Origin of the sequence: Curtobacterium sp. B8 (assembly GCF_000333315.1) — a bacterium.
Lineage (GTDB): Bacteria > Actinomycetota > Actinomycetes > Actinomycetales > Microbacteriaceae > Curtobacterium > Curtobacterium luteum.
In genome coordinates this window covers 1-8,757 of the sequence record NZ_BACW01000373.1, presented here as the reverse complement: position 1 = coordinate 8,757, position 8,757 = coordinate 1, and the positions used below count along the sequence as shown (strand labels likewise).

Annotated in this window: 10 protein-coding genes and 2 tRNA genes; 8 read left to right on the top strand and 4 right to left on the bottom strand. The window is 71.5% G+C overall.

Annotation, left to right across the window (positions count from 1 at the left end; all coding sequences use genetic code 11):
• Positions 1 to 53: 53 nt before the first annotated feature.
• Positions 54 to 126: transfer RNA gene (locus tag I59_RS09740), tRNA-Arg, on the bottom strand.
• A 14-nt stretch (positions 127 to 140) separates the two neighbouring features.
• Positions 141 to 701, bottom strand: coding sequence for an ATPase AAA (locus I59_RS09735; RefSeq protein WP_022903710.1), 561 nt, complete (start codon positions 699 to 701; stop codon positions 141 to 143).
• Between the two features lie 110 nt (positions 702 to 811).
• Between I59_RS09735 and I59_RS09730 the strand changes: the two genes are divergently transcribed.
• From I59_RS09730 to I59_RS09720, 3 genes are read left to right on the top strand one after another with little or no spacing between them, the layout of a single operon-like run.
• Positions 812 to 1,603: a cytidylyltransferase domain-containing protein gene (locus tag I59_RS09730; RefSeq protein WP_022903709.1), complete on the top strand. Its 792-nt coding sequence runs from the start codon at positions 812 to 814 to the stop codon at positions 1,601 to 1,603.
• Entirely contained in the window at positions 1,600 to 2,472 is an 873-nt protein-coding gene (locus I59_RS09725) for an N-acetylneuraminate synthase family protein (protein ID WP_022903708.1), read from the top strand. Before I59_RS09730 ends, I59_RS09725 begins: the two co-directional genes overlap by 4 nt.
• Positions 2,469 to 3,869 (top strand): DUF6716 putative glycosyltransferase, encoded by a 1,401-nt coding sequence (locus I59_RS09720; protein ID WP_022903707.1) that lies wholly within the window; start codon positions 2,469 to 2,471, stop codon positions 3,867 to 3,869. The genes I59_RS09725 and I59_RS09720 overlap by 4 nt, the downstream gene beginning before the upstream one ends.
• On the opposite strand, the gene I59_RS09715 is transcribed toward I59_RS09720, so the two are convergent.
• Entirely contained in the window at positions 3,813 to 4,073 is a 261-nt protein-coding gene (locus I59_RS09715; RefSeq protein ID WP_022903706.1) for a thioredoxin family protein, read from the bottom strand. The two genes, I59_RS09720 and I59_RS09715, sit on opposite strands and share 57 nt — an antisense overlap.
• Before the next feature lie 28 nt (positions 4,074 to 4,101).
• On the bottom strand, positions 4,102 to 4,392 hold the full coding sequence (locus I59_RS19655; RefSeq protein WP_022903705.1) for a hypothetical protein: 291 nt from the start codon (positions 4,390 to 4,392) through the stop codon (positions 4,102 to 4,104).
• A 61-nt stretch (positions 4,393 to 4,453) separates the two neighbouring features.
• Between I59_RS19655 and I59_RS09705 the strand changes: the two genes are divergently transcribed.
• The 5 genes from I59_RS09705 to I59_RS20880 form a co-directional block, all read left to right on the top strand.
• Complete coding sequence (locus I59_RS09705; protein ID WP_022903704.1) at positions 4,454 to 4,900, top strand: MarR family winged helix-turn-helix transcriptional regulator; 447 nt, start codon at positions 4,454 to 4,456, stop codon at positions 4,898 to 4,900.
• Positions 4,897 to 6,135, top strand: a complete 1,239-nt coding sequence (locus tag I59_RS09700) for an MFS transporter (RefSeq protein ID WP_022903703.1) — start codon at positions 4,897 to 4,899, stop codon at positions 6,133 to 6,135. The genes I59_RS09705 and I59_RS09700 overlap by 4 nt, the downstream gene beginning before the upstream one ends.
• Positions 6,136 to 6,225: 90 nt before the next feature.
• Positions 6,226 to 6,861 (top strand): oligoribonuclease, encoded by a 636-nt coding sequence (gene orn, locus I59_RS09695; protein WP_022903702.1) that lies wholly within the window; start codon positions 6,226 to 6,228, stop codon positions 6,859 to 6,861.
• Positions 6,862 to 6,936: 75 nt separating this feature from the next.
• A tRNA-His gene (locus I59_RS09690) sits at positions 6,937 to 7,012 on the top strand.
• A gap of 270 nt (positions 7,013 to 7,282) precedes the next feature.
• On the top strand, positions 7,283 to 8,757 hold a 1,475-nt coding region (locus I59_RS20880; RefSeq protein WP_148286159.1), incomplete at its 3' end, for an acyltransferase.

The window sequence follows — 8,757 nt, the reverse complement described above, 5'->3', positions numbered from 1 at the left end:
GCACCGACGCGTGAAGGCCGCCACCCCGGGAGGGTGGCGGCCTTCGTCGTCGGTGCCCCCGGCAGGAATCGAACCCGCGACACGGAGGGTAGAAACCACCTGCTCTATCCACTGAGCTACGGAGGCGGACGGCGACGATTCTAGACCGCGGGGCGTGCCAGTCGCTCGACGAACGCGTCGACCTCGTGCTGCGACCGGAGGTGGACGATGCGCAGGTGCGGGGCGGACCGTTCCAGCGCCGGTACCTGCTCCCGCATCGCGTTGCGGGTCGAGATCCCCCACCGCAGGATGTGCCCGCGGTCCGTGAAGAACGTCCACAGCGGCGGCTCGACGTTCCCGTTCCACAGCTCCTCCCGACCGAGTCGCCGTCGGAGGGTCCGTCGCAGCAGTCGCCGGAGCATCACCCGGGTCGGCAGGTCCACCCACACCAGGGTGTCCGCCCGCTCGGCGAGCATCGGCCGGACCGGGCCGTACAGCCACTCGGTGATCCACGAGTCCTCGCGGGTGAAGCGGTCGACGTCCTCGACGAACGTCGGCCGCGGCTCCCACCCGGGCCCGTGGAAGAGGGCGTCGATCTCGGTGTGCCGGACCCCGAGGACCTCCGCGATCCGCCGGGCGGTGGTCGTCTTCCCGACGCCGGACACCCCGGCCACGAGGACCCGACGCGGAGCGGGGTCGAGGAGGTCGTCGACGGAGAGCACCGGACGACCCTAGCCGCCCGTCGTGCGCCACCCGGCACTTCCTGTGCACTTCCACTGGTGGCTCCCTCGTGTTCGCCTCCGCGACACCGGCTCTCCGTAGCTTCCGGCACATGAGCTCCCTCGGCCGAGTCCTCGCCGTCGTGCCCGCACGTGCCGGCTCGAAGGGCATCCCCGGCAAGAACCTCCGCACCGTCGGCGGTCGGAGCCTCGTCGCGCGCGCCGTCGCGGCCGCGGTCGCTGCACGGTCGATCGACTCCGTCGTGGTGTCGACCGACGGCCCGGACATCGCCGACGAAGCCCGGGCGGCCGGGGCCCGTGTCCTCCACCGTCCCGCTGACCTCTCCGGGGACACGGCGTCGAGCGAGTCGGCGCTGCTGCACGTCCTCGACGTGCTCGAGCAGATCCACGACGAGGTCCCCGAAGTCCTGGTGTTCCTGCAGGCGACCTCACCCTTCACCGACCCGGCGGACCTCGACGCCGCCGTCGACCGGGTCCTGTCCGGCGCCGCGGACTCGGTCTTCGCCGCTGCTCCGTCGCACGCCTTCCTCTGGCGGGTCGACGCGGACGGCCGAGCTGTGGCCGTGAACCACGACGCCGCCGTGCGACCTCGCCGCCAGGACCGCGTACCGGAGTTCCGGGAGACCGGCGCCTTCTACGTCCTCCGGGTCGACGGCCTCCGCCAGCACCAGCACCGTTTCTTCGGCCGCACCGAGCTCGCAGTGGTCGACGCGGCGACGGCCGTGGACATCGACGACGCCACGGACCTGGCGACCGCCGAGGCGCTGAGCCGCGCGCTCCCCGCCACCGGCGCCAGCGCGCTCCCCGCCACCGGCGCCCCGGCCGACCACGCCGCGGAACACCGGTCCCCGACCCCCGTCCCAGCACCGAACGGAGCACCATGACCGTCAGCATCGGCACGTCCACGATCGGCGCGGGCCACCCCGCGTACCTCATCGGCGAGATCGGCCTGAACCACAACGGCGACGTCGACATCGCGAAGCGCCTCATCGACGTGGCGGCGGACGCCGGCCTGCAGGCCGTGAAGTTCCAGAAGCGCACGCCCGAGATCTCCACGCCCGAGCACATGAAGCAGATGCCCCGGTCGACGCCGTGGGGCGACATGACGTACCTCGAGTACCGCTACCGGGTCGAGTTCGACCGGGAGCAGTACATCGAGATCGGCGACCACGCCACGCTGCGCGGTCTCGACTGGTTCGCATCCCCGTGGGACGTCCCGTCGGTCGACTTCCTGGAGGACCTGAACGTCGTCGCGTACAAGGTCGCGTCGGCGTCCGTGACCGACCTCGAGCTCCTGTCCGCCGTCGCGGCGACGGGCAAGCCGGTCATCCTGTCGACCGGCATGTCCACCCTCGAGCAGATCGACCGGGCCGTCGCCGCGCTCGGCACCGAGCGCCTCGTGCTCATGCACGCCACCTCGACGTACCCGCTGCCCCCGGAGGAGGCGAACCTCCGCATGATCGACACCCTCGCGCAGCGCTACTCGGGCGTGCCGGTCGGGTACTCCGGCCACGAGCCAGGCCTCCAGATCTCGATCGCTTCGGTCGCGCTCGGAGCCACGGCGGTGGAGCGCCACATCACGCTCGACCGCACCATGTGGGGCTCCGACCACGCGGCCTCGCTCGAGCCGCACGGCCTCGCGACGCTCGCCCGTGACGTCCGCATCATCGAGACCGCGCTCGGCGACGGCGTGAAGCGGGTCTTCCCCGGCGAGGAGGCGCCCCTCGCCAAGCTCCGCCGCGTGGTCGCGTGACGACGTCGGCGGACGCCTCGACGGTCGGCCTGGAGGCACGACCCGCCCCCGCGCCGCCGACCCGCGTCCGTCGCGTGGTCGGGCTGGTCGACACCGACTCGTTCGCGAAGTGGGGTGCGCACCTGCTCGCGAGCAGCCCCGAGGGCTGGGACCTCGAACTCGTGACGGTCACGACCCCGCGGTCTGCGAGCACCGGGCAGCTGCGCTCGGCCTTCCGCGGTCTCGACGGCCGGCTGGCCGGCGCCGCCGCCCAGCCGCCGGCCACGACCACGGTGGACGCGATCGTCGACCAGCTCCGTGCCGACCCGCCGGACGCCGTACTCGTCTCGCTCATCGGCCCGGTGGCGGAGCTCGTGATCGACCAGGTCCACCGGCGGGTGCCGAACCGGCCGGTGCTCGTCACGGGACTGCCGGGCATCTCGTTCCCGGCGAAGTGGAAGGGCATCTTCTTCCGCGCCCGCGCCGACCTCTTCGTCCTGCACAGCCACCGCGAGGTCCGTGCGTACGAGGAACTCTCCCGTGCCGGCGGCCTCGAACCCGCCTTCGCGCTGGCCACCCTCCCCTTCGCGCGGCCGGCGCGCCCCGGACAGGTCCGTCCCACGGCGAACGGGGCGACGCGGGACGCCGTCGTCTTCGCCGCGCAGCCGAGCGTGCCGACAGACCCCGCGGATCGTGCCCGGATCGTGCACTGGCTCGCGGACACCGCCCGGGCGCACCCGGAGTGGCGCGTGGTGATCAAGACACGGGCGGCTGCCGGTGAGCACCAGACGCACCGTGAGCAGTACCCGTACCCGGACCTCGTGCCGTCGGACGCCCCGTCGAACCTCGTCGTGGAGACGGGTCCGATGGCCGAGCACCTCGCGCGCGCCGTGGCACTGGTCACGGTGAGCTCGACGGCCGTCCTCGAAGCGGTGAGCGCGGGCGTGCCGGCCCTCACCATGACGGACTTCGGGGTCGCGCCGCAGCTCATCAACGAGGTCTTCGTGGGCAGCGGCCTCCCCGGTGACGCGTCGGACCTCGTCGCCGGGCGGTTCCGGACCGTGCGCCCGGAGTGGCTGCGCGACAACTACTTCCACCCAGCTGCGGAGGACGACTGGGCAGCACGGGTGGAGGAGCTCATGCGCCAGCGCGATGCCGGCACCCTGACGGACCGGCCGGCCGCACGTCGGAGCCGCGGCGGCGCACTGCGACGCGCCTGGGAGCGCAAGACGGCGCTCGGTCGGGACGACCGTTCGGTGCTCGGGCTCGTGGCACTCGTGATCGGAACGCCCGTCCGCCGGACGAAACAGCTCGTCAGGAAGGTGATCCGTGCCTCCAGGCCGACCCCGCCGACCGCCGGGCTAGAGGGCCTTCGCGACGGCGACCAGCAGTTGGTCGCGCGTCGGGACGCCGGCTGAGCGGAACACCTCGGCACCGTCGTCGCGCCGCACGATGATCGTGGGCGTCGACCGGATGCCGAGGTGTTCGGCGTCGTCGGGGTGGACCGCGACGTCCCGTTCCGCGACCGTCAGGCCGGGCACGAGCGCCGCCGCGTCGGCGGCGACACGTCGGGCTGCGCCGCACGGGGCGCAGAACGCGGAGGTCCAGAGGTCGAGTCGCACGGCGGGGACAACGCCGCGCGTCGCCGGTCTACTCCCGGTCGAACTCGCCGGAGCGGTCACCGCGCTCTTGCAGGTCGTCGACGGGGTCGGAGTCCTGGGGGTCGAAGGTGTACTCGGCCGAGGTCTGGTCGAGCACCTGGCGGGCCTTGGTGAGGCGGTAGGCGAAGGCCGTCTGCAGCCCCTCGACGTCGGCGTACACGGTGATCTCGTCGTCCAGCGCGTCGCTCGTCGCGGTGCGGGTGTCGGTCGTGCCGTCGAACGGGCCGCCGTGGAAGATCGCGGTGTACTCGGCGCCCTCGGAGATCGTGATGTCACTCATGCGTCCCTTCTACCAGGACCCACCTGTTGACTGATCCATAGCAGTGCTATATAGTTCTGCTATGGAAACATCCCGTGAGCAGACGGTCGAGACGCTCCTGGTCTCCGTCAACCGCCTGATCCGCGCCGCGGTCCGCGAGACCGGCAACACGACCTCGCCCGCGGTGTGGCGGACGCTCGGCATCCTCGAGACCGACCAGCCGCTCCGCCTCGGCGAGCTCGCCACCGCGTCCCGGGTCGCCCAGCCCACGATGACGAGACTCGTCGCCAGCATGCTCGACGACGGCCTCGTGTCGCGGACGGTCGACCCCGACGACTCCCGCGGGCAGCTGATCACCATCACCGACGCCGGCCGCGACCGCCTCGTCGCCTGGCGCGCCACGCTCACCCGCACCGTCGGCCCGCTCTTCGCCGACCTCACCGACGACGAGTGGGATGCACTCCACGAAGCCGCCGCCATCATCGCCGCCCGCAGCGCCACCACCACACGAACGGAGATCACCGCGTGAACGCCCACGCCCCCGCCGCCTCCGGCAGCATCCTCAAGCAGTCCTCCGCGGTCTGGGCCATCGCCTTCGCCTGCGTCGTCGCCTTCATGGGCATCGGCCTCGTCGACCCGATCCTCCCCGCGATCGCGTCGTCCCTCAAGGCGACCGCCGCGCAGACGGAGCTGCTCTTCACGAGCTACCTGGCGGTGACCGGCGTCGCGATGTTCTTCACCAGCTGGGTGTCGAGCCGCATCGGACCGAAGAACACGCTGCTCATCGGCCTCGCGCTCATCGTGCTCTTCTCCGTCCTCGCCGCGACCTCGAACAGCGTGTGGAGCATCATCGACTTCCGCGCCGGCTGGGGCCTCGGCAACGCGCTCTTCATCTCCACCGCACTCGCGACCATCGTCGGAGCGGCCTCGGGCGGCACCGCGTCCGCGATCATCCTCTACGAGGCGGCGCTCGGGCTCGGCATCGCGATCGGCCCGCTGGTCGGCGGACTGCTCGGGAACGTGAGCTGGCGAGGACCCTTCTTCGGCGTCACCACCCTCATGGCCATCGCGTTCATCGCGATCGTGACGCTGCTGAAGACCTCCGGGCTCGAGAAGCCCACCCCGACGAAGCTCTCCGCTCCGTTCCGCGCGCTCGGTCGACCCGCTCTGGCCGCCCTCGCCGTCACCGCGCTGTTCTACAACATCGGCTTCTTCGTCCTGCTGGCGTACACGCCCTTCCCGCTCGGGTTCGGCGCACTCGGCATCGGCTTCACCTTCTTCGGGTGGGGCGTCGGCCTCGCGATCACCTCGGTCTGGGTCGCACCGATGCTCACCGCACGGCTCCGACGCACCACCGTGCTCAAGATCGCACTCCCCCTGCTCGCGCTCGACCTCTTCGCCGCGGCCGTGGTCGTGTCGTCGCAGGTCGGGCTCATCATCTGCGTCATCGTCGGCGGGCTCGTGCTCGGCGTCCTGAACACGGTGCTCACCGAGTGCGTGATGGAGGCGACCGACCTCCCGCGTTCCGTGGCGTCGAGCGCCTACTCCGCCGTGCGCTTCATCGGCGGCGCCATCGCCCCGCCCGTCGCGACGCTGCTGGCCGACGAGTTCGCACCCTCCGCCGCGTACGTCTTCGCCGGGGCCTCCGTCGCGGTCGCCTTCGTGGTCGTGGTCCTCACGACCCGGGTACTGGCCCGGGTCGACGACGGACCCGAGTCGGCACCGGTCGAGGCCGAGGCCGTCACCGCCGGCGAGATGGTCTGACACACCGCCCCGCCCTCCGGCGCGACAACTGCGACGGCCCCGCCACCCCGTGTGGCGGGGCCGTTCGTGCACGGGAATAGGATCGGGGACATGGCCACTGCGAACGACCGCCTCGTCTGGATCGACTGCGAGATGACCGGGCTCGACCTCGCGGTCGACGAACTCGTCGAGGTGGCCGTGGTGATCACCGACTTCGACCTCGTCCCCGTGCACCCCGGGTTCGACATCGTCATCAAGCCGGACCAGTCCGCGCTCGACAACATGAACGAGTTCGTGACGAACATGCACACGACCTCGGGCCTGCTCGAGGAGATTCCGCACGGCGTGAGCCTGGCGGACGCCGAGTACCAGGTGCTCGAGTACATCCTCGCCCACGTCCCGAGCGAGGGGTCCGCTCCCCTGGCCGGCAACACGATCGGCACGGACCGCGCCTTCCTCGCGAAGTACATGCCGCGGGTCGACAACCACCTCCACTACCGCAGCGTCGACGTGTCGAGCATCAAGGAGCTCTGCCGGCGCTGGTTCCCGCGCGTGTACTTCAACGCGCCGGAGAAGCACGGCGGCCACCGTGCCCTCGCCGACATCCTCGAGTCGATCCGCGAACTCGAGTACTACCGCCGCGCCGGGTTCGTCGCCGAACCGGGGCCCTCGACCGAGGACGTCCGTGCCGTCCAGGCCGAGGTCGTGGCGACGTGGGAACCCCGGCTCGCCCAGTCCGCCGAGTGACGACACGCGTGGTCGGACCGGGGCCGCGCATGTACTACTATTGAGTGGTCGCGCCGGTCAGCCGGTGTGGACGTGGTGGGTATAGCTCAGTTGGTAGAGCGCCTGGTTGTGGTCTAGGAGGTCGCGGGTTCGAGACCCGTTACTCACCCCACGTGGAAGAGCCCCGGTCGTGTGACCGGGGCTCTTCGCACGTCCGGGCTGCTCCGCCGTTGCGCTTCGCCGCTCCTCCGGTCAGGTCCGTGGCGGGCGTCGTCACCCCGACGAGTGGCCGGTGCTCCGCGCTCGGTCCGATCACGGTCGATGCATCCGAAATGTGGAGTATTGACGTTCGTATCCAGGTGAGCCGTATGCTCGCCGGGTGTTGCGAGCAGGACATCACTGACGAGACATCCAGGGCCTCCGTGGTCTCGCCGTGGCGGCGGTGGTCCTCGACCACGCGTTCGGCTGGCCGAGCGGCGGATTCCTCGGCGTGGACGCGTTCTTCGTCGTCTCCGGCTTCGTGGTGACGGCGTCGCTGCTGCGGGAGCGTCGGGTGCAGGGCACGATCGAGCTCCGACGGTTCGCCGTCCGGCGCCTCCGGCGACTCACGCCGTCCGCGCTCCTGGTGCTCGCGGTGTCCGTCCTGGCGTCGATCGCGCTCCTCCCGGCTCCCCGTGCGCTCATCGCGGTCACGGACGCCGGGTGGGCAGCGGTCGGTCTGGCGAACTGGCGCTTCGCCGCTGCTGGAACGGACTACTTCGCCCGGGGCGATGCGCCGTCGCCCCTGCAGCACTACTGGTCGCTCGGAGTCGAGGAACAGTTCTACGTCGTGCTGCCCGTCGCGCTCGTGCTCCTGCTCGGAGCGGCTCCTGGACTCGGCCGCCTGCGGCGCACGGGGGTCGTCCTCGGGCTCGGATCGGTGGTGTCCCTCGGTTGGGCCGTCGTCGCGTCCGCGACGGACCCCTCGCCCGCGTACTTCTCGACGACGACTCGGGCATGGGAGCTCGGGCTGGGGGCGGTGATCGCGGTCCTGACGGTCCGCCCGATCAGGACGCCGGTGTGGGCAGCCCAGACCGCATCCGGTGTCGGTCTGCTGCTGCTCCTCGCGTCACTCGTCCTCGGGCGGAGTTCCGACGGCGTCCCCGCGCCACTCTCCCTCGCCCCGACGGTCGGCGTCGGACTGCTCCTGCTCTCCGGCACGAGTCGCTCGACCGTCACCGGTCGGTTGCTGAGCAGCGCCCCACTCGTCGGTCTCGGCACGATCAGCTACTCCCTGTACCTGTGGCACTGGCCACTCATCGTGTTCCTGCCGCTGGTCGCACCTGTGCCGGCGGTCGCGACCGTGGCGCTGTCCGTCGCGCTGTCGGCGGTCTCCTACGTGCTCATCGAGCGTCGATTCCGTCAGCCCCGCCCAGGTCCCCCCGGCGCGGCCGAGCTCCGGCACGAACGGTTCGCGACGCTCGCCGGGGTCGTCGTCGTCGCGATCGTGCTCACGGCTGTCGCGGCGGACCGAACCGCTCCGACGCCCGGCTCGGTGTCAGCGCTCACGAGTGGCGCGACAGCGGATGGCGACACCGACGGCGCCGGCGACGGCGACGGCGACGAGCCGACGGTCCTGTCGGAGCGGACGCGAGCGATCCAGACCGCCCTGGCAGCGCGGCGCTGGCCCGACCGACTCACCCCGTCCGTCGAAGCCGTCTCCACACCGCGGTACGCGGAGTCCCTCACCACCGACCCTGCCTGGGAGGACACCCTCAGCTGCTCTCGGCCGGACACCGACTCCACGCGCGACGGCACCTGCACGTGGGGCGCCCCGGACGGCGACTCGGTGGTCCTCGTCGGCGACTCGACCGGGGCCTACGCGGCGCCAGCCTGGCGGACACTCGCTGAGGACGGCAGCCGCTTCAGGGTCCGCAA